Annotated in this window: 19 protein-coding genes; 12 read left to right on the plus strand and 7 right to left on the minus strand. The window is 72.7% G+C overall.

The window, feature by feature from the left end; translation table 11 throughout:
* Window positions 1-15 precede the first annotated feature (15 nt).
* Together AB4039_RS00190 and AB4039_RS00195 are read left to right on the plus strand one after the other, a co-directional pair.
* Window positions 16-300: an SHOCT domain-containing protein gene (locus AB4039_RS00190; protein WP_266841428.1), complete on the plus strand. Its 285-nt coding sequence runs from the start codon at window positions 16-18 to the stop codon at window positions 298-300.
* A gap of 151 nt (window positions 301-451) precedes the next feature.
* On the plus strand, window positions 452-1,198 hold the full coding sequence (locus tag AB4039_RS00195) for an SOS response-associated peptidase (RefSeq protein WP_266836487.1): 747 nt from the start codon (window positions 452-454) through the stop codon (window positions 1,196-1,198).
* Here AB4039_RS00195 and AB4039_RS00200 read toward each other — a convergent pair.
* Window positions 1,182-1,829, minus strand: a complete 648-nt coding sequence (locus AB4039_RS00200; protein ID WP_266836485.1) for a MerR family transcriptional regulator — start codon at window positions 1,827-1,829, stop codon at window positions 1,182-1,184. The genes AB4039_RS00195 and AB4039_RS00200 overlap by 17 nt on opposite strands.
* 110 nt (window positions 1,830-1,939) lie before the next feature.
* Here AB4039_RS00200 and AB4039_RS00205 point away from each other — a divergent pair, with 110 nt between their 5' ends.
* From AB4039_RS00205 to AB4039_RS00215, 3 genes are all read left to right on the plus strand, one after another.
* Entirely contained in the window at window positions 1,940-3,007 is a 1,068-nt protein-coding gene (locus tag AB4039_RS00205; protein WP_442269656.1) for a hypothetical protein, read from the plus strand.
* 32 nt (window positions 3,008-3,039) lie between these two features.
* Window positions 3,040-3,780, plus strand: a complete 741-nt coding sequence (locus AB4039_RS00210; RefSeq protein WP_442269657.1) for a class I SAM-dependent methyltransferase — start codon at window positions 3,040-3,042, stop codon at window positions 3,778-3,780.
* A gap of 173 nt (window positions 3,781-3,953) precedes the next feature.
* Window positions 3,954-4,364: a GNAT family N-acetyltransferase gene (locus AB4039_RS00215; protein WP_442269658.1), complete on the plus strand. Its 411-nt coding sequence runs from the start codon at window positions 3,954-3,956 to the stop codon at window positions 4,362-4,364.
* Window positions 4,365-4,384: 20 nt separating this feature from the next.
* On the opposite strand, the gene AB4039_RS00220 is transcribed toward AB4039_RS00215, so the two are convergent.
* Window positions 4,385-5,506, minus strand: coding sequence for a sulfite oxidase (locus AB4039_RS00220; protein ID WP_442269659.1), 1,122 nt, complete (start codon window positions 5,504-5,506; stop codon window positions 4,385-4,387).
* Window positions 5,507-6,019: 513 nt separating this feature from the next.
* Here AB4039_RS00220 and AB4039_RS00225 point away from each other — a divergent pair.
* Both AB4039_RS00225 and AB4039_RS00230 read left to right on the plus strand, forming a co-directional pair.
* Window positions 6,020-6,811 (plus strand): class I SAM-dependent methyltransferase, encoded by a 792-nt coding sequence (locus tag AB4039_RS00225; RefSeq protein ID WP_266836477.1) that lies wholly within the window; start codon window positions 6,020-6,022, stop codon window positions 6,809-6,811.
* 154 nt (window positions 6,812-6,965) lie between these two features.
* Window positions 6,966-7,343 (plus strand): hypothetical protein, encoded by a 378-nt coding sequence (locus AB4039_RS00230; protein WP_371680328.1) that lies wholly within the window; start codon window positions 6,966-6,968, stop codon window positions 7,341-7,343.
* Between the two features lie 142 nt (window positions 7,344-7,485).
* Here the strand turns inward: AB4039_RS00230 and AB4039_RS00235 are convergent, their stop codons facing one another.
* The 5 genes from AB4039_RS00235 to AB4039_RS00255 all read right to left on the minus strand — a co-directional run bounded on the left by AB4039_RS00235 (window position 7,486) and on the right by AB4039_RS00255 (window position 13,403).
* Window positions 7,486-7,869: a GntR family transcriptional regulator gene (locus AB4039_RS00235; protein ID WP_266841426.1), complete on the minus strand. Its 384-nt coding sequence runs from the start codon at window positions 7,867-7,869 to the stop codon at window positions 7,486-7,488.
* Window positions 7,870-7,994: 125 nt separating this feature from the next.
* On the minus strand, window positions 7,995-8,981 hold the full coding sequence (locus AB4039_RS00240) for an ABC transporter permease (protein ID WP_442269660.1): 987 nt from the start codon (window positions 8,979-8,981) through the stop codon (window positions 7,995-7,997).
* Window positions 8,978-9,922: an ABC transporter ATP-binding protein gene (locus AB4039_RS00245; protein WP_442269661.1), complete on the minus strand. Its 945-nt coding sequence runs from the start codon at window positions 9,920-9,922 to the stop codon at window positions 8,978-8,980. Before AB4039_RS00245 ends, AB4039_RS00240 begins: the two co-directional genes overlap by 4 nt.
* Before the next feature lie 108 nt (window positions 9,923-10,030).
* Complete coding sequence (locus tag AB4039_RS00250; protein ID WP_442269662.1) at window positions 10,031-11,959, minus strand: helix-turn-helix domain-containing protein; 1,929 nt, start codon at window positions 11,957-11,959, stop codon at window positions 10,031-10,033.
* A gap of 34 nt (window positions 11,960-11,993) precedes the next feature.
* Window positions 11,994-13,403, minus strand: coding sequence for an MFS transporter (locus AB4039_RS00255; RefSeq protein ID WP_266841425.1), 1,410 nt, complete (start codon window positions 13,401-13,403; stop codon window positions 11,994-11,996).
* Window positions 13,404-13,905: 502 nt separating this feature from the next.
* On the opposite strand from AB4039_RS00255, the gene AB4039_RS00260 reads away from it, so the two are divergent.
* From AB4039_RS00260 to AB4039_RS00280, 5 genes are all read left to right on the plus strand, one after another.
* Entirely contained in the window at window positions 13,906-14,535 is a 630-nt protein-coding gene (locus AB4039_RS00260) for a hypothetical protein (protein WP_442269663.1), read from the plus strand.
* Window positions 14,532-15,554 carry a hypothetical protein gene (locus AB4039_RS00265; RefSeq protein ID WP_442269664.1) on the plus strand — a complete coding sequence of 341 codons (1,023 nt, stop codon included), beginning with the start codon at window positions 14,532-14,534 and terminating at the stop codon, window positions 15,552-15,554. Before AB4039_RS00260 ends, AB4039_RS00265 begins: the two co-directional genes overlap by 4 nt.
* A gap of 733 nt (window positions 15,555-16,287) precedes the next feature.
* Complete coding sequence (locus AB4039_RS00270; protein WP_442269665.1) at window positions 16,288-16,509, plus strand: hypothetical protein; 222 nt, start codon at window positions 16,288-16,290, stop codon at window positions 16,507-16,509.
* A gap of 144 nt (window positions 16,510-16,653) precedes the next feature.
* A complete protein-coding gene (locus AB4039_RS00275) occupies window positions 16,654-18,159 on the plus strand; it encodes a GMC family oxidoreductase (RefSeq protein ID WP_442269747.1) in 1,506 nt (501 codons plus the stop codon).
* A 109-nt stretch (window positions 18,160-18,268) separates the two neighbouring features.
* The gene (locus AB4039_RS00280; RefSeq protein ID WP_442269666.1) at window positions 18,269-19,087 is read left to right on the plus strand and encodes an inositol monophosphatase family protein; all 819 of its coding nucleotides are present in this window, start codon (window positions 18,269-18,271) and stop codon (window positions 19,085-19,087) included.
* The last annotated feature ends 9 nt before the right edge of the window (window positions 19,088-19,096 follow it).

Genomic DNA, 19,096 nt, shown 5'->3' on the forward strand with positions numbered 1-19,096 from the left:
GACATGGACACCACCCTGACCACCCTCGCCCACGACGGGCCCGCCCCCTGGCTGCTGCTCTTCCCCCTGGTGTGGGCGGCGGTCGTGATCACGGTCGTCACCGTGCTGCGCCGCACCGTGTGGCGCGGCGGCCGACGCGGACCGTGGCAGAACCGGGGCGCCGCGTACGGCGAGCACTCCCCGATCGCGGTCCTGGGGCGGCGCTTCGCCTCCGGCGAGATCGACGAGGACGAGTACTGGCGCCGGCTGTCCGTCCTCGACGAGCAGTTCGGCCGCTCCCTCCGGGACGGCGCCGCATGAGCCCCGCCGCCGGCGCCTGGGTGCGGAGCGGGTGGGGACGGTGCCCGCTGCGCCGCGAAGGTCACCCGGGAGCGGCCGGAGGCGGGACTCCGGACGGCGTGAGGCTCCGCGCCGCCCCGTCCGGCGGCGGTCCGCGTGGCAGGCTGGAGGCATGTGCGGCCGATACGTCTCCACCCGCAGCCCCGAGGACCTGACCGGCCTGTTCGGGGCCGCCGCGCCGGGCCCCGACGCGGTGGTCCCGCCCAGCTGGAACGTCGCCCCGACCGATCCCGTGTGGGCGGTACTGGAGCGCGCCGACCGCGAGACCGGGCTCCTGGAACGCCGGCTGCGGCCGCTGCGCTGGGGGCTGGTGCCGTCCTGGTCCAAGGACCCGGGGGGCGCGGCGCGGATGATCAACGCCCGCGTCGAGACGGTCGCCGAGAAGCCGGCCTACCGCCGCGCCTACGCCAAACGCCGCTGCCTGCTGCCCGCCGACGGCTTCTACGAGTGGCAGGCCGTCCCGGCGACCGCCACCGCCAAGGCGTACAAGCAGCCCTACTTCATCAGCCCGCAGGACGGCACGGTGATGGCGATGGCCGGCCTGTACGAGTTCTGGCGGGACCCCGCCGTCACGGACGGGGACGACCCTGCCGCCTGGTGGGCGACCTGCACCGTGATCACCACCGAGGCCACCGACGCCGCCGGCCGGGTCCACCCCCGGATGCCGCTGGCCCTCGCCCCCGCCGACTACGACGCCTGGCTGGACCCCGCGCACCAGGACCCGCACGCCCTGCGCACCCTCCTCGCCACCCCCGCCGAAGGCCGCCTGGAGGTCCGCGCGGTCGGCACGGCGGTCAACAGCGTCCGCAACAACGGCCCCGAGCTCCTGGATGACCCGGTGGTCACCCGGACCCGCTGACCCCGGACGCCTCCTGGGCGCGGGCGGAGGCGTCCGTCTGGGCCAGCCTGCGCAGCGCCGCGAACATCCTGTCCCCCAGGACCATGGCCACGGCCACCGATTCGACGAGGTCCTCGCGGGAGGTCTTGCCGGACAGGGACGCGAGATCCGCGCCCGCCACCCGCACCGCCGCCTCCGCGTAGGTGTCGAGCACCCCGGCGAAGTCGGCGTGCCCGGCCCGCGCCAGGGCCGCAAGGGCCGCGGCGAGGGCCTCGCCGGCCGGGCCGCCCGGGGCCGCCCGCCAGCCGCGCGCCTCGATGAGCCGGGCCACCCGCTCCCGTGCGAGGACGGTCTCGGCGTCCGCCTCCCCTCCGTGCTCCGGCACCAGCCGGTCGGTCACCGCCCCGAGGAGTTTGTGGACGGGCCGCTCCGTGTCGTCGACAGCCGCCAGTACTTCGCGGATGGCGGCCAGGGAGAGCCCGCCGACCTCCAGGAGGCCGCGGACCAGCCGCAGCCTGCGCTCGTGGGCATCCCCGTAGCGCGCCTGGTTGGGACTGCTGAGCTCACCGGCCGGGAGCAGCCCTTCCCGTACGTAGTACTTGATCGTCGGTACCGGTACCCCGGTCCGTGCGCTCAGCTCGCCGATCCGCATCCTCGCGCCGTCCCTCCGTCGTGAGCCCCTTGCCGCCGTCCCCCGAATCATAGATAGTGGCGCTACCGGATAGCGGTAAGTGCCGCTATCCATTCTCACTCGGGGTTTCCATGACGTTCTCTTCCTTAAGGACCTGGCACCGCCCGCTGGTGCTCTTCGCGGGTCTGATGGCCGTCTGGGCGGCCGGTTCCACGGTGGGGCTGCTCGTCGACGACCGGGTCCTGTTGGGCGCCCCGATCTGGGCCAAGCCCCTCAAGTTCGCGCTCTCCTTCGTCGCCTACGCCCTGAGCCTGGCCTGGATGATCTCCCTGCTGGAGCAGGCCCGGCCCCGGCTGCGGCGACCGGCCCGCGGGGCGGGCACAGTGGTGGCGGCCGCGAGCGCCGTGGAGATGGTGCTGATCACCTGGCAGGTGGTGCGCGGCCGCCAGAGCCACTTCAACCGGGCCACGCCCTTCGACGCGCGCCTGTACGACACGATGGCCGGGACCGTCGTGGTGCTGTGGACGGCGACCCTGGTGATCGCGGTGCTGCTGTTCCGGGCGCCCCTCGCCGACCGCGCCGTCGCCTGGGCGATCCGGATCGCCGCGCTCCTCGCCCTGGCCGGGGCCGCGGTGGGCTTCCTGATGACCCGGGCCACTCCCGGACAGCTGGCCGCCGCCCGGGACGGGGTGGCCCCCGTGACCGGTGCGCACGCGGTGGGCGTACCCGACGGCGGGCCGGGAATGCCGCTCACCGGATGGTCCACCACCGGTGGCGACCTGCGCGTCCCGCACTTCTTCGGGATGCACGCCCTCCAGCTGCTGCCGCTGTTCGTCCTGGTGCTGGCGGCCCTCGCCGCCCGGTACGCGCGGCTGCGCGACGAACGCGTACGGCTGCGGCTGACGCTGGTGGCCGGCGCCACCTGCGCGGCGGTGCTGGCGCTGCTCGTCCGGCAGGCGCAGAGGGGCGTACCGCCGGCCTCCCCGGACGGGCCCACGCTGCTCGCCGGCGCGCTGATCGCGGCGGCCGCCGCCCTCGGGGCGACGCTCGCCCTGCGGCTGCGCGAGCCCGCCACGAAGGCGCGTCCGGTGCCGGCGGAGAGGGTCTGGCCAGGGCCTTGCCAGGGCTCGTCCGGCGGATCACKGGCCGAGCCAGGGCCAGGCCGAGGCGAGGGCCGGTCAGTGCCCTCATCGTATTGACCGCCCCCGGCGGGCAGTGCTGGAGTCGGCGCATGGACAGCATCCCCGCCAACCGGCGGCTCTGGAACCAGATCAGCAGCGCCTACCAGCACGAACACGACCCGCAAATCGGCGCCACGCCCCGGCTGTGGGGCATGTACTCCGTCCCCGACGCGCACCTGAACGCCCTGGGCGACGTCACCGGCAAGCGCGTCCTCGAACTCGGCTGCGGCGCCGGCCAGTGGTCCAGGGCGCTCGCCGCCGAGGGCGCCACCGTGGTCGGGTTCGACCTGTCCGAAGCCCAACTCGCCGCAGCGGCCCGCGCGATGGGAGCGGCCCGCTACCCGCTGGTGCAAGGCGCCGCCGAACAACTCCCCTTCGCCGACGACAGCTTCGACCTGGTGTTCTGTGACTTCGGTGGGCTCAGCTGGGCGCCCCCGCACCTGGCCGTCCCGCAGGCCGCACGCGTCTTGGGCCGAGGCGGGCGCCTGGTGTTCAACGTTGCCAGCCCATGGTTCGAAGCGTGCTACGACGAAGCCGCCGGCCGCGTGACCACGACGCTGCAGCAGGACTACTTCGGGCTGGACACCATCGCCGAAGGCGACGGAGCGACCAGCTATCAGCTCACCTACGGCGGCTGGGTCAAGGTCCTGCGCGGCGCGGGTCTCATCATCGACGACCTCATCGAGCCGCGGCCCGACCTCGGAACACGCAACGGCTACAACGAAACCGACCCACCCGACTGGGCACACCGCTGGCCGGCGGAACTGCTCTGGGTCACCCACAAACCGTAAGTTCCGCCGCGCCGAGACGTGAAGGCATCCCCTCGCGGGGCAGTCCTGGCCGTGGCCGGGCATTGCGGACGTCGCGACCCACCGGATGCTGCGCGGCGCGACCGGCAGCTCGTACGATCATGATCGAAAGCCGGCGCCCGCGCCGGCGCCGCGCACCGAGGAGAGTCACCCGCATGTGGTCCTGTGAACGCGTCGTCGGATCCGCCCTCGACGTCGAGGAGGTCATCGGCCTCTACCGGGCGTCGACGCTCGCCGAGCGCCGCCCGGTCGACGACGTGGAACGCTTCGCGCGGATGCTGGCCGGCGCCAACCTGGTCGTCACGGCCCGCACCGACGAGGGACGCCTCATCGGCATCGCCCGGTCGGTCACCGATGGCGCGTACGCGACCTACCTCAGCGACCTCGCCGTCGACGCCGCCTACCAGTCCAAGGGCGTCGGGCGCGCGTTGATCCGGGTCACCGGCGAGGCCGCCCCGCAGGCCACGATCATCCTGCTCGCCGCCCCGGCGGCCGTCGACTACTACCCCCGGGTCGGGTTCACCGCGCACCACTCCGCCTGGACCCTCGACGGCCCCGAGGAGTGAGCCCGGCGCCCCCGCGGCGCTCACCCGCGGCACAGGACGGGCACCCGCTGGACGGCGTTGTTGCCGAAGCCCCCGCGGTTCCACGCCTGTCCGAGCGGCTGGGTGCGGCCCGCGGCGTCCGTCGCCCGCGCCATCAGGACGTACCGGCCCGGCTCGGCCCTCCACACGCCGTGCCAGGCCTGCCACGCCCCGCGGGGCCGGCCGTCCCGCGCACCCGGCTCCACCGCGGCGTCCGCCCACGTCCGGCCCCCGTCGCAGCTCAGCTCGACCCGGGTGACCGGCCCGTGGCCCGACCAGGCGCGCCCTTCCAGCGGTACGGGCCCCGCGCGCACGACGCGCAGGCGGGACATGAAGTCGGGGAACCCCGGCGGCACCATCAGGGCGCGCGGCGCGATCAGCGTCACCGGCTCCCCGGGGTCCTCGGGGTCGCGCCGGTAGCGGTAGGCCACCGCCTGCTGGAACCCCTCGAAGGGCACGTCGGACAGCGTGATCTCCCGCAGCCACTTCACGTGCGCCATCCCGTACCAGCCCGGCACCACCAGCCGCAGCGGAAACCCGTGCTGCGGCGGCAGCGGCTCGCCGTTCATCGCGTAGGCGAGCAGCACCTCGGGCTCCGTGCCGGCCGCGACGGTCACCGGCAGGCTGCGCGCGTAGTCCTGCTCGACCCCGCGCTCCACGCCGTGGTCGGCCCCCGTGAACACCACCTCGACGGCCTCCGGCCCCACCCCGGCCTCGGCGAGCACCGTCCGCAACGGCACCCCGGTCCAGTCGGCCGTGCCCACCCCCTCGACCAGCCAGGGCTGGCTGACGGGCCGGGGCAGCAGACGTGCCCGGCCGTTGCCCGCGCACTCCATCGTCACCCGGCGCGTGACCGCCGGCAGCGCGCGCAGGGCCGCCAGGTCCAGCGCCAGCGGCCGGCGGACCCGGCCGCCGACCGTCAGCCGCCAGGTTCCGGGGTCAGCGGCCGGGATGTCGTAGTGCACCAGTACGTAGTGCAGGCCGGCCGGCGTGACCTCGTAGCGCAGGGCCTCCAGGGGCAGCCCGTGGTTGCGGGCGGCGAGCGCCAGCTCCTCCGCCCCTATGTCCTCGTCCTCGGCCGCCAGCCGCCCCGGGACGCTGATCCCGCTCAGGGCCGTGTCCATACCCCCATGGTCGCGCGCACCACCGGCCCCGGCACCCCCGGCGCGCGGCTGCACGCGGCGCCGGCCGAGGTCGACGCCCGCCACGGGATGACGGGGGCGCCGCACGGCGAACTCGCCTCTTCCTACGGTCGGGCACCGGGCGACCGGGCCGGGACGCCGGGCCGGCCGGCGGCCGAGTGCCGTGCCCACGGAGGGTTCACCGACCTGTGCGAGGTCCGTTTCCGCGAGGACCGGTACTACGACACCGACCGCTGCCTGGGCTACCCGGCGTCCCTCTCCCGCTACCGGGTCCTGGCCCCGGACCACCGCGAGCGGGTCCTGGCCGACACCGCCGGGTGCTGGACGCGCACGGCGGGGGCATCGCCATGGACCACTCAAGCGACCTGTTGCTCGCCCGTACGGCCCGGACGGCGGGCACCTCCCGGACGGCCCGCGCCTCCCGGACGGCGCCGCCGGCCCGGCACGCCGTGTCGTAGCCCGGCGGCGCGGCCCCGATGGGCCGATAGTGGGGCTGTGAACGACAGGTCGCACAAGAGGGGACAGGCGGGCGGGACCGGGGACCCCGCGTGGTCCGGACGGGCGGGGGCGGAGGCCTTCGCGGCGGTGGAGGCGGCCACGGACTGGCTGCTCGGCTACCCGTTCGTCTTCCGGGCCCTCGCCCGCAGGATCCGCGGCGGTGACGTCCTCGTGGACTACGGATGCGGGCCGGGCACGGTCGCCGACCGCGCGGCCCGGGTGCTGGGAGCCCGGGTGGTGGGAGTGGACACCTCGCCCGAGATGCTGGCGCTGGCCCGGGCCGCGGACACCGCCGTGGCGGAGTTCCACCTGGTCGAGGACGGGCGGGCGGCCGGCCTGGCGGACGGCTGCGCGGACGCGGTGATGTGCAACCACGTGATCGCGTCGCTGCCCGACGAACAGGCCGTCCTCGGCGTCTTCACYGAGATCCGCCGCCTGCTGCGCCCCGGCGCCCCCTGCGTCCTGCTGGCCACCGATCCCGCCTGCACCGGCCGGGAGTACGCCTCCCTGCGGATCGGTGAGCCGGGCGAGGTGTACGGACCGGGCGACGAGCTGACCGTACGGCTGCGACGCACGGACGGGACCTGGCAGGAGGTCCGCAATCACGCCTGGCCCCCCGGGATCTATCCGGAGCTGCTGGAGGGCGCGGGCTTCCGGGAGGTCGTCCAGCAGCACCCCACGGTGGAGGAGGCGCAGTCCCTCGCCGACCCGGAACTCCTGCGCTCCCGTCACTGGACGGCGGAGCGCGAGCGGCCGCCCCTGGTGGTCACCACGGCGCTGGCGGTCTGACCAGCGGAAACCCGCCGGTATCGAACACCCATTTGTCTGCCCATAGTTCGACTTCTGTGGTGTTCCATCGAAAGTCGGACAATCAGCCGGATCGTGTGGGAGTCTGCTGCTCACGCGAGGCGAGAGCGCGCGCATCCGTCACCGGGGAGGTCTCATGCGTGGATCACTGCTGCGTAAATCCCGTGCCGTGCTGGTGGGTTCGGCCATGGCCCTGGGGGTGGTCGGGCTGACGGCCGCTCCGGCCAGTGCCTGGTCGGGCGGGAACGTCTGGGTCAACTTCGGCGACTGGAACTGCCCGGGGGGAGGGTCCGTGATCGGCGTCTACTGGGCGGTGGACGCCTATTCCAGCGGTCCGGCCGGCGGTGACTGGGGCGACAACGTCATCTACCCGCGCGTGCGGGTGGGTTCGGGGTCCTACAACACCCTGAGCTACCAGACGGTGTGCAAGAAATGGGGCTGGTACCAGTTCCGCGGCGTGGTCGGCTCGCGGACCCTGACCCCGTACAAGTCGGGCCTGAGCTACACCTACTGACCCGCRCCGCCTCCGCGTTCAGCGACTCGGGATCCTGCGCGAGACGCGGTCGCCCGGCCGGCCTTCACCGCGCACCCGCTTCCCGGTGGGCGGGCGCGGCCAGCCCCGCAGCGTATGACGGGTGGCGGGGGCCCCTGCCCGGTCAGCTCGCGGGGATGTGCGCGGGCCGGGGCGCGATCCCCGGGTAGGCCTCCCCGAGCACGGTGTCGAACAGCGTCGTGACGTCGTCCGCCGTCATCCCCTGCTCCCGCGCCTCCCGCATCCACTCCCCGAGCCGGCTCCGCAACGGGGACTCCGGTGCGGTCTGCGGGGTGGCCAGTGAGCGGGTGATGAAGGTGCCCGAGCCCTGCCGCACCTCGACCAGCTCCAGCCGTTCCAGTTCGCGGTAGGCCTTGAGGGTGGTGTTCGGGTTCACCTTGGTGGTGGCGGCGACCTGCGCCGCCGTGGGCAGCTTGTCCCCCTCGGCCAGGGCGCCCATGCGGAGCGCCTGCTCCACCTGGTGGACGATCTGGAGGTAGGCGGGCATGCCGCTGCGGCGTTCGATGCGAAACACGACCACGGTGCCCGCCTCCTTGATCTTTCGTGGGTTCTTCCAGCCTAGGGCTTCGACACCGCCGCGGTGGCCCGCGGCGGTCCCCGGCCCGCGGCGGCCTACAGGGCGCGGCGCCGGGCCCGCCACAGGAGCGCGCCGACGAGCGCGGCGGCGAGTGCGACGAACCCCGCCGCGGCGGCCCACTGCATGCCCGCCATCTGGTCCTTGGTGTAGTGGTCCGCGACCCGGTCGACGATGCCGAGAGCGCTCCGGCAGTTCTCCGGCGCACTGTCGTGCGCGCAGGTGCCCCAGCCGTAGAGCTTCCCGGACGCGGTCGCGAACCACTCGTCCACCACGACCACGTGGTCGAGCAGGGCGGGCCGTTCGGCGGTGAGCGGGTAGGTGAGCCGCCTGGGGGAGTCGAGCCGGGTCCGGAAGATCCCCGCCGCGATGATCGCGACGCCCGAGACCAGGAAGGTGGCGGCCATGGACGCCACGGTGCGGCGCAGCAGCGCCCCGGCCAGGATCCCGAGGGAGGTGGTGAACAGGGCCGTGGCGACCCCGGTCGGGCCGGTGACCGCGAACACCGGGTGGTTCAGCCAGTCGTTGGCCACGAACGGGCCGGCGGAGCGCCACCACCAGGCGTAGAAGAGCCCCAGGACGCCCGTCGTCGCCGCGGCGAGGGTCAGGGCGAAGCCCACCTTCCACACCAGCCACCGGGTACGGGAGACCGACTGCGTCGTGACGAGCCGCGCGGTGCCGTTCTCCTGATCGGCGGAGATCAGCGGCGCACCGAGGAACACGCCCAGCAGCACGGGCAGGAAGGCCAGTGAACTGCCCACGGAGTTCAGGTCGTTGGTGATCGCGTTGACGACGTTGCCGTCGATCTCCGCCCCCGGCTTCCCGGGCCAGCCGGCGCCGTGCAGGGCGTCCAGCATCGCCCCGTGCTGGTACACGATCCAGGCCGCGCCGAGGACGGTGGCCGCGGCGCACGCAATGAGGGCCGTCCGGTGCTGGCGGGTCATGAGCCAGGCGAGTCCGCGCAGCCTGCGGGTCGGGACGGACGCGGCACGCCTGCCGGAAGCGCCTCGGGTGAGCGTGCTCATGCGGCGGACTCCTCTCGGTGGTCGGGGGCGGCGGTGGGGGAGAGCAGCGCGGGGGCCGCGGGGGAGCGGAGGTAGGCGAGCAGTACCTCCTCCATCCCGGGTTCGGACAGTTGCCACGCCCCCTCCAGCGGTCCCTGACGTCGGACCAGGGCGGTGAAGTGCCTTCCGGAGGTGCGTACTTCGATCACGGTGTGGGCGTTCAGGGCCGCGGGCAGGGCGCCCTCATCGGTCACTCCGGTCACCAGCGTGTGCATCGGCACCAGTTCGTCGGCCTCACCCGCCATGCGGACACGGCCGTCGGCGAGGACGAGGAGGTAGTCGCACATGTCCTCGATCTCGCTGAGCAGGTGCGAGGACATCAGTACGGTCGTGCCGTGCTCGGCGGCCTCGGACAGCAGCAGGGCGCCGATCTCGTCCCGGGCGACGGGGTCCAGGTCGGCCATGGGCTCGTCCAGCAGAAGGAGTTCGGGCCGCTTGCCGAAGGCGAGCGCGAAGGCCACGCGGGTGCGCTGGCCGCCCGACAGGGTCTCGACCCGGGCCCCGAGCGGTACCTGGCCGGACCGGACGATCCGCTCGGCCGCCTGCTGGTCCCAGCCCGGGTTGAGTTCCCGGCCCATCCGCAGGGTCTGTTCCACGGTGAACCGCTTGAACAGCGGCTTGTCCTGCCCGAGATAGGCCCACCGGGCCATGGTGCCGGGTTCGTCGGCCGGTGCGCCGAAGATCCGCAGCTCGCCGGCCGAGGGCTCGGCCAGGCGGGTCGCCAGGTTCAGCAGGGTGCTCTTGCCGGCGCCGTTGGGCCCGACGAGCGCGGCGATGCGACCCGCCGGGACCCGGAAGGAGCAGTCCTTCAGGGCCCAGCGCCGCCCGTACTTCTTACCGAGCCCGCGCGCTTCGAGGGCCCATCGGGCGTCCGCCGCGCCGGAGGTGGTCGTGCCTCGCACAGCTTCCCCCTTTCCTTCAGTCCACTAGATAACTAGTGGAATCATGGACTCAGGGGGGAGCCCTGTCAACACGCGTCGAAGAGGTCAGACGAGAGGCCAGACGAGAGGTCAGAAGGAGAGGCCGGGAGGAGACTGCGGGGCCGGCTCCGCGGCCGCCCCGCCGGACACCTGGTGCAGGCGCAGGGCCAGTTGGAGCTCCAGGCTCCGGTCCGGCGACTGCCAGCCGGGGCCCAGCAGACGGCCGATGCGGTCCAGGCGCTGAACGACCGTGTTCACGTGGACGTGCAGGGCGTCCTTGGCCCTGGCCTGGCTCATGCCCGAGGCGAAGTAGACCCGCAGCGTGTGGACGAGGTCGCTGCCGCGCCGGGCGTCGTACTCCAGCAACGGCCCGAGGACCTCCCGGACGTAGGCCGACAGGTCCGGCCGGTCGCCCAGCAGCACGCCGAGGAAGCCGAGCTCCGCGAGCGCGGCGCCGTCCCCGTCCCGCCCGAGCGCGCGCAGCGTGGACAGGCAGCGCAGGGCCTCGGCGTGCGCGGCGGGCAGCGCCGAGGGACTGCCGTCGGCGCGCGCCGCCCCGACCGTGACCGGGCCGCCCACCGCCCGCCCGAGCGCGGCGGCCAGCGCCGGTGCGTCCGCGGCCTCGGAGTCCGAGGGTGCCAGCAGCACGACGTGGTCGTGGTGCACCCCCGCCAGCCCCCTCCGCTCACGCGCCCGGTGAGCCGCCGCGGCGAGCAGCCGCGGGCGCGGGGCCGCCGCGCTGTGCAGGACGAAGAGGGCGTGCGGACGCCCGAGGTCCACCCCCAGCCGGCGGGCCCGCACCGCCAGGCCCGCCGGATCCGCCGACGGGCTGAGCAGGTCGCCCAGCAGCTCCCCGCGTATCCGGTCCTCGGTCTCCGCCACCGAACGACGCAGGAGCAGCAGCAGCGCCGTGACCGTCGCGGCACGCTCGAACAGGCGCCGTCCGGCGTCGTCGAGACCGGCCCGGCCGGTGAGGGTGACGCTGCCCAGGAGCTCGGGGCCGGCCAGCACGGCGCACACCCAGGTCCCCTCCAGGGGCACCGCCCGCCCGCTGCTGCGCGACGCGACCACGGCCCGGGCGGTCGGCGGCCGCGGGTCCGACCGTACGCGGGCCAGCTCCACGCCGTCCGCGTCGTGGATCAGCGTGCCGCCGTCGAGAAGGGTGCCGATCGCCGCCGCGACCTCGGTGATGTCCCCGCCGCGCAGTACGAGACCGGTCAGCCGGTCGTGCGCCTCCTCGGCCCGCCGCAGCGCGTCGCTGTTCTCCCGGATGGTGCGCGACGCGGCGTTCAGCTCGGTCAGGGCCTGACGCGTCTCCTCCAGCAGCCGGGCGCCGTCGATGGCGATCGCGGCGTGGTCGGCGAGCGAGGACAGCAGGGCCACCTCGCGCGCGGAGAACGCGCGCGGGCTGCGCTCGGCGGCGAACAGCACCCCGATCACCCTCGGGCCCAGCCGCAACGGCACCCCCAGGATCGCCCGCAGGTCCTCCTCGGCGACCGCGCTGTCGATGGGACCGGTGTGCCGGAAGCGGGGGTCGCTCTGGTAGTCCCCGGTCGCGTACGGGCGGGCGGTCTGGGCCACGAGCCCGCCCAGCCCCTCGCCCATCCCCAGCCGCAGTTGCTGGAAGGCGGCCGACACCGAACCGTCGGTGACCCGCATGAAGGTGTCGCCCGCCGCCTCGTCGTTGAGGGAGAGGTAGGTGACGTCGGTGTGCAGCAGCTGCTTGGCCCGGTGCGTGATCGCCCGCAGCACCGCGTCCAGGTCCCGCAGCGCCGCGAGGTCGCCCGCCGTGTCGAACAGGGCGGTCAGCTCCGCCTCGCGCGTGCGGTGCTGCAGCAGCGTCCGGTGCACCTCCAGCGCCACCGCCGTGGCCTCCTCCACGGCCGCCACCTCCGCGGCGCACGCACCGGCGGAGCGGGCGGCCGCGGCCGGCCGCGCGAAGTCCTCCGCCGGCGCGCCCCGGGCCAGCAGCCCGAGCAGGTCGCGCAGGGCGGTCCGTCCGGCGGTGGGGTCCGTCATGCCGGTGAGCTTACGTGCGCGGGCCCGGGCGCCGTCAGCCGCCGAGGCCGGTCCGGACGGGGGCGGACGCGGATCCGGACCCCGGCCCCGGTCCGGACGCGGACTCGGACTCGGACGCGGACTCGGACCGGGTGAGGCTGCGTCCCCTGGTCTCCCGTGCGAAGACCACGGTCACGGTGGTCACGAGCGCCGTCGCGCACACGTAGAGGGAGACCGGGACGGAGGACCCGTAGTCCCTGAGGAGTTCGACGGCGATGATCGGGGCCAGCGCCCCGCCCACGATGGAGGCGAGCTGCGAGCCCATCGAGGCACCCGAGTAGCGGACCCGGGTGTCGAACATCTCCGAGATGAAGGCCGCCTGCGGACCGTACATCGCCCCGTGCAGCAGCAGCCCCGCGGTCACCGCCACGGCGATCACGGGGAACGAGCGCGAGTCCAGCAGGGCGAAGAAGGCGAACGCCCAGCCCGCCATGCCGACCGACCCCACGAGGGTCACCGCCCGCCGGCCGATCCGGTCGGACAGGGCGCCCCAGGCCGGAATGGCGACGAAGTGGACGGCCGAGCCGATCAGTACGGCGTTCAGGGCGTCGGCCTTCGGCAGGTGCAGGTGGGCGGTGACGTAGACCAGGAGGAAGGCGGTGAGGACGTAGTACGAGACGTTCTCGCCGAGCCGGACCCCGATCGCGGTGAGCACTCCGCGCCGGCCGGTGCGCAGCACCTCGACCACCGGCGGCCGCTGCCTCGCCCCCGCGGCCTCCTCGGCCTCGGCCCGGGCCCGCGCCTCCAGGAAGGCGGGCGACTCGGAGACCGACACGCGGATCCACAGACCGATCACCACCAGCACCCCGGACAGCAGGAAGGGGATCCGCCAGCCCCAGGCGAGGAACGCCTCGTCCGACTGGACGGCGGCCAGCAACGCCAGCACCCCGGTGGCGAGCATGTTCCCGCCGGGCGCCCCGGCCTGCGGCCAGGAGGCCCAGAAACCCCGGCTCCGGTCGTCCCCGTGCTCGGCGACCAGCAGCACCGCCCCGCCCCACTCCCCGCCCAGCGCGAACCCCTGCACCAGTCGCAGCACGGTCAGCAGCACGGGCGCCCCGACCCCGACGCTCGCGTGCGTCGGCAGCAGCCCGATCGCGAAGGTAGCCCCGCCCATCATCAACAGGCTGAGCACCAGCAGCCGTTTGCGCCCGATCCGGTCGCCATAGTGCCCGAAGACGATCCCGCCGAGCGGCCTCGCGGCGAAGCCGACGGCGTAGGTGAGGAAGGCCAGCAGCGTGCCCACCAGGGGGTCGCTGGAGGGGAAGAACAGCGTGTTGAACACGAGCGCGGCGGCGGATCCGTAGAGGAAGAAGTCGTACCACTCGACGGTGGTCCCGATGAGGCTCGCGGCGACGATCCTCCGTATGCCTGACGGGCTCGTTCTGCTCGCTGTTGGGGAGACCATGTGCACCACTTCCAGGGGGTCTGCGGGGACGTCGGGTGTGGCCACAACGTAGGAGTCCCCAGGTCAGCGGCATATGTGGCAAACCACCACAATCACAGGGCAGCTTGTGTGCTGCATCGCCACACGACCACCGCTGGCTCATTTCCACCCCCGGAGGAAGTCCCTCCGTATCGTGTCGGATGTGCAGAATTCCGCCCGTTTCAGGGAGTCGGTGCTGACTCCCGTGCTGGTTCGGTGCTGACTAAAAGCCCACGTCATCCCACCTCGTCACCCTTCCCGTGCTGGTTCGGTGCTGACTACGCAGCGTTGAACTCCGGCATTCGGCGCGCATCGGGTCAGCAGCATGCCGCTTGAGGGCTGCCGACAGTGCGCCAGAGGAAGCGCGAGGTAACTCGGGGAGCAGCGCCGGATCGCTGGAAGCGGTGCCGATGTGTGCGGTGCGGTGCGGAGTGTCAGCGCGCGGTGAGACGCCTGAGCGCCGGCATAGGGAGCGTGCACGCACATGGCGATCGATTGGGACCACCTCACTCAGCCTCGGTTCGACCGCATCGTGGAGGCATTGGTGCACCGGCTCTACGCCGTGGACGCCGAAGTGGAGGTGATGAACGGGCGTGGCGGTGACGGTGGTACCGACATCAAGGTGACCGTGGACGGGCGCGTGTGGATCTACCAGCTGAAGTACTTCCCGGACGGTTTCCCCGGCTCGTACCAAGGTCGCAGGGCGGGCATCAAGCGCTCGTTCAGGAAGGCGCTGGAGCACGACCCTGATGACTGGGTGCTGGTCGTTCCCTGTGCGCTGACGCCGTCGGAGCGCGCCTTCGTCACGGATCTGGGCGGCGGCGCCGAGCGACCGCGTATCCGTGTCCTGGACCGGGCCTGGCTGGACGGCAAGCTGGCCCTCCACGCCGACCTGGAGAGCTCGTTCATCCGGGATGATCTGCGCGAAGCGGCACGCGACTACAGGGCGGAACGGGCCTTCCTGGCGGGCGGCACCGACGACATCGGTCAACGGGTCGGTGCGTTGGGCCGGCGGATCGACCGCCTCGATCTGCACTGGTCCATCGACCTCGCCTACCGCAACGGTGCGGTGGTGAAGACCCTGCGGCCGAAGCACCCCGTGCGCAGCGGGTGAGCCCGATCTACTTCACCGTCCGCGGCCACCTGCAGGACGCCGATCCAGGCTTGGCGGCGGCGGTGCGGCGCGTCGTGGGATACGGCACCGCCGAGGAGCTCGTCCTCCCCGCTTCAGCCACCCAGGAGCTCAGCGTGCAGGGCCCCGAGTGGCTGCACGTCGACGGAGAGAACGCCGAGGTACGGATGGCACCGCTGTCACCCGCGCCAGGCGAGGGCCAAAGTGTCGAACTGCTCTTCCTCGACGATTCCGGGGGAGTGCGATCGGTGCACGAGGGGACTGTGCGCGCCCTGGGGAAGGGACAACTCGGCAGCAGCCTCGACCTTGCGTTCACCGGATTCCGGCTCACGATCTGCCACGCCGACGACGCAGGCGCTCCGACGGCGGCGAACTGCGCCGTCGACTTGACGGGCCTGTCCTGTTCCGATGCGCTCCAAGCCCTCGACATCTACGGCCTGGTCATGGAGGGAAGCGCCTTCCGCCTCCGACTCAATGGCCGGGAGCTGGCTTCAGGCACATTCCCTGGTGCAGCTATCACCCGTGACGACATCGAACGGCTCGCCAGGCTCCGGCTGACTGTGGAAGACCTGCACGCGGTCCAGCAGCACGCAAGGCACTACTTCTCCGTCCCCAGGGAGCTGCGGCCGGCCGATCGCGTACTGCTGCGGATCGCCCGACTCCTCATCGAGGGACACTGCGTCGCCAACCCTTTCCTCGCCAGCCTGACCATAGAACTCAACGGTCAGGACTCCCCAGTCCTGCGCGCACTCCTGATGGGCGAAGGCGCCGCCAACAGAGCACTGCTGCCGGCCTTTGCGCTCCCACTCGCCGACCGCGAGCTGCCGCTCGGTCCCGTCCCCACCACCCCCACGTCCGGGCGGCAGACGCTGAACAGGTCCTACGCGCCCTGGCCGCGGGCCAGGCAGAGGGGCACAAGGTCACGCTCCGCCCCGCTGACGGAGAGCCGTACCGGTTCTACCTCGCCCGGCCCGGCGATACCACCGACCTCACCACCCTGACACCCACACCACTGGCGATCCCCGGCCCCAGCTCCCGCACGTCCTGAGCCTGCAGGCCAGCAAATTCTTGGTCTGCTGGTGGTACGGGAGGCACACCCATGCTGACCAGCGGAAACGTCAGTTGATGCGCCCCCTTTGTCTGGGCTGGTCCGGAGCTGGTCCGGATCTTTGCCCGGGCGCTCCTGGCGTGGGGTGGGCCGGGAAGTTCTGGGAATGATTGCTGGGAGGCTTCCGTCGTCCGCCGCGCGGACAACCGCGCGGCGGACCATCGTCTCGTACCAGCCGGAGCCCCCCACTCGCCGATCGACTCGGTGTGGGAGCCGTGCAGGAGAGCAGGCGGAGGGTGGCTTCCGGGCCGAGGTTCTCGTCGACCTGCTGCCAGAGGTCGATCTCCCGGTGGACGGACGTGAGGATCCGCACCCATCCCCGATGCCACGGGCCCGCCGTGGCCGGAACTGCGGCCGCCTAACGTCCTTGCTGCCGACCCAGGTTCACGCGGCCGTCGGTGGGAAAGGGCGGCCACCTGTGGCAGGGCAAGAAGTCGGTCGGCGTGTACGAGCAGCCTGACCCAGTGCTGTGTGACGCCGACTGTCTCGCCACACGTATGGCGCTGAGGTTCCGAACGAACGTCGCGGAGGTTCAAGTACGCGCCGTGTCCGTATTCCTAAGATTCGACGGCAGAAGGGAAACCCGGGCTGTTCCAGGACGGGTACACACCAAGGACGAGAAACGCGTGAAACAAGAGAAGTCCAGCCGGAAGGCCGTCATCGCAGGCACCGGCGCCGGCATGGACATCCCCAACGGGGTGATCGGCAATGGCCGGACCGGGCGCTCCCAGGCCCGTCGGACCAAGGTGATCGTTTGCCGCCGGGCCACCTCGGTGTCCGTCAGCACCAGCAGCGCGCGCGGCCTGCCCGCGGACAGCCCCGCTCCACTGGAGCCCGCTCGCTGCTGATCAGTCGGTTCCACACCTTCTGCGCGCCGAGCTCGGACTTCTCGGCCCCATTAGTTCGTGCAAGCAATCAGCTCTTTGATCGTCGAGGAGCCTTTTCCTGAAACCCGGTGGTCGGACAGTGCTGCCGTGGGAAGCGGAGACATGATGGGCAAGATTCCTTATGACTATGTCGTGGTGGGAGCGGGGACGGCGGGGTGCGTGATTGCCTCCCGGCTTTCGGAACGCCCGGGCGTGCGGGTGTTGTTGCTGGAGGCGGGAGCCCGGGACGCAACCGAGGCGATGGCATCTCCTTGGGGGTTCCTGGGGTTTGACCCGTCATCCCTCTGGCTGGGCGCCTCGACCGTGCAGGCCGGTACAGGCAGGGCCGCTGACGTGCTGCGCGGCAAGGCGCTCGGCGGATCGTCGAGCATCAACGGCCTCTACCACCTGCGGGGGCACCGCTCCGGTTACGACGAATGGCCCGGCCTCGGTGCTCCGGGCTGGGGTTTCGACGATCTGCTGCCTTATTTCCGCCGCAGCGAGAGCACTCGCAGCCGTGATGCCTCCGTGCGGGGCACGGACGGGCCGGTCGCGGTCGCCCCGGTCCCGGAACCCCATCCCCTGGCCACGGCGGGCGTCGACGCCGCAGCGGAGGCTGGGTTCGCACGCGCCGCAGACATCGGCAGCGGGCTGGAGACCGGGTTCGGGTGGAGTGACATGAATCTGCCCGGCGGCGCCCGCCAGAGCGCGGCCGACGCCTACATCCGTCCGTTCCTCGACCGGCCGAACCTGGACGTCGTCACGGACGCGACCGTGCAGCGGCTGCGCACCACCGCGGGCCGCTGCACCGGCGTCGAGTACACCATCGGTGGGGAGCACCTGTCCGTCGAGAGCGCCGAGGTCATATTGACCGCGGGGGCCATCGGTTCCGCGCACCTCCTGATGCTGTCAGGGATCGGCCCGGCCCAACACCTTGAGGAACACGGTATCGACGTCGTCGCCGACCTGCCAGGAGTGGGATCCCATCTGCAGGACCATCCGATGGCGGGCGTGGTGTACGAGGCCGACCAGCCCGTACCGTTCGTTCCTGCCAACCCGCCGGCCGAAATGATGGGCCTGCTGTTCAGCGATCCCGCCGCGGCCCGGCCGGACCTTCAGGTCTACGTCGTCGCCGCACCGCTCCCGTCGGCTTGGGGCCGGCCGCCGGCCAACGGCTACTCCATAGCCTTCTCCGCGATGGCTCCGCACAGCAGCGGCACCGTGCGCCTGGCGGACGCCCATCCCGCCAGTGTTCCCGTCGTCGACCCGGGCTACCTGAGCGACGACCGTGACCTGGAGGTCATGCGCAAGGGCCTGGCAGTGGCACGCCGCATCGGCGAGGCCGACGCGTTCGCCGACTGGCGCAAGCAGGAGGCGGTGCCGGGCTCCGGGACGAGCGGCGAATCTGTGGACGAGTTCATTCGCAAGGCTACCGGCCCCTACTTCCACTTCACCGGTACCTGTCGCATGGGAACCGACGCCGATGCCGTCGTCGACCCTGCGAACCTTCGCGTGCACGGAATAGCCGGACTGCGTGTCGCCGATGCCTCGGTGATGCCGTCCATCCCCTCGGCCAACACCAACGCGACCGTTTACGCCATCGCCGAACGGGCTGCCGAACTGCTCGACTGAGCCTTCTTCCGCGCCCACGGCGCTTCCACAACGCGCTTCATCCCCCCCGTCGTGCGCCGAACGCGGCCCCGACCGGCCTCTTCACCCCCCCTCAAATGGGAGTACCACCATGTCCGAAACGCTTCAGACCACTGACGTCGTCACCTCCGACGCCGACCTGCTCGACCGCACCGCGACCGCCGTGCGCGCCGCCGGTGCGGCGCTGCGCGAGCGTTTCGGCGAGGTGGTCCGTTACGAGACCCGTGAAGAGCTGATGCGTGCGCTCGCCGTCAACGACGACACGGCCCTGGACATCCTGCGCCCCTGCCTCACGAGCCTGCGCCCGGAGGCCGGCTGGGTGGAGGACGAGCTGGACGGCGGGGCGCTGCCGCCCGGCGAGTGGTGGGTCGTGGACCCGGCCGAAGGCAACGTCAACCACCTGCACGCGCTGCCGGAGTGGGCGGTGACCGCGACCCTCGTGCGGGAGAACCAGCCGGTGCTCACCGTGGTCCACCTGCCGTTGACCGGCGAGACCTACACCGCCCTCACCGGCGCCGGCGCCTACCTCGACGGCCGGCCGCTGCGCGTCTCCCAGACCGCGGACCTCGGCCTGAGCATCGTGGCCACCAGCCAGGCCCGGCCGGACGAGGACGAGAGGGTCGTACGGCGCGTCGGCTCCTCGATCACCGCGATGCTCTTCGACGCGCTCGTCGTCCGCACCTCCGTGCCCGCGACCCTGCACCTGACGAACGTGGCCGCCGGCCGCATCGACGCCTTCTGGCAGTTCGCCGGCGCCCGCGCGGACCTGCTGCCCGGGGCGCTGCTCGTCACCGAGGCCGGCGGCCGGATCTCCGACGCCGAAGGCCGCCCCTGGACCCCGCAGAGCGCGAGCTTCCTGGCCGCCGCGCCCGGCGTCCACGCCGAAGCCGTCGCCACGCTCTCCCGCTGACCCCGCACA

Source organism: Streptomyces sp. M-16, from assembly GCF_052114405.1.
Taxonomy (GTDB): Bacteria; Actinomycetota; Actinomycetes; order Streptomycetales; family Streptomycetaceae; genus Streptomyces.

Coding starts and splice junctions, on each gene's coding strand:
- AB4039_RS00195 (WP_266836487.1), top strand. CDS start 452: ATGTGCGGCCGATACGTCTCCACCCGCAGCCCCGAGGACCTGACCGGC.
- AB4039_RS00200 (WP_266836485.1), bottom strand. CDS start 1,829: ATGCGGATCGGCGAGCTGAGCGCACGGACCGGGGTACCGGTACCGACG.
- AB4039_RS00210 (WP_442269657.1), top strand. CDS start 3,040: ATGGACAGCATCCCCGCCAACCGGCGGCTCTGGAACCAGATCAGCAGC.
- AB4039_RS00215 (WP_442269658.1), top strand. CDS start 3,954: ATGTGGTCCTGTGAACGCGTCGTCGGATCCGCCCTCGACGTCGAGGAG.
- AB4039_RS00220 (WP_442269659.1), bottom strand. CDS start 5,506: ATGGACACGGCCCTGAGCGGGATCAGCGTCCCGGGGCGGCTGGCGGCC.
- AB4039_RS00230 (WP_371680328.1), top strand. CDS start 6,966: ATGCGTGGATCACTGCTGCGTAAATCCCGTGCCGTGCTGGTGGGTTCG.
- AB4039_RS00235 (WP_266841426.1), bottom strand. CDS start 7,869: ATGCCCGCCTACCTCCAGATCGTCCACCAGGTGGAGCAGGCGCTCCGC.
- AB4039_RS00240 (WP_442269660.1), bottom strand. CDS start 8,981: ATGAGCACGCTCACCCGAGGCGCTTCCGGCAGGCGTGCCGCGTCCGTC.
- AB4039_RS00250 (WP_442269662.1), bottom strand. CDS start 11,959: ATGACGGACCCCACCGCCGGACGGACCGCCCTGCGCGACCTGCTCGGG.
- AB4039_RS00255 (WP_266841425.1), bottom strand. CDS start 13,403: ATGGTCTCCCCAACAGCGAGCAGAACGAGCCCGTCAGGCATACGGAGG.
- AB4039_RS00260 (WP_442269663.1), top strand. CDS start 13,906: ATGGCGATCGATTGGGACCACCTCACTCAGCCTCGGTTCGACCGCATC.
- AB4039_RS00275 (WP_442269747.1), top strand. CDS start 16,654: ATGGGCAAGATTCCTTATGACTATGTCGTGGTGGGAGCGGGGACGGCG.
- AB4039_RS00280 (WP_442269666.1), top strand. CDS start 18,269: ATGTCCGAAACGCTTCAGACCACTGACGTCGTCACCTCCGACGCCGAC.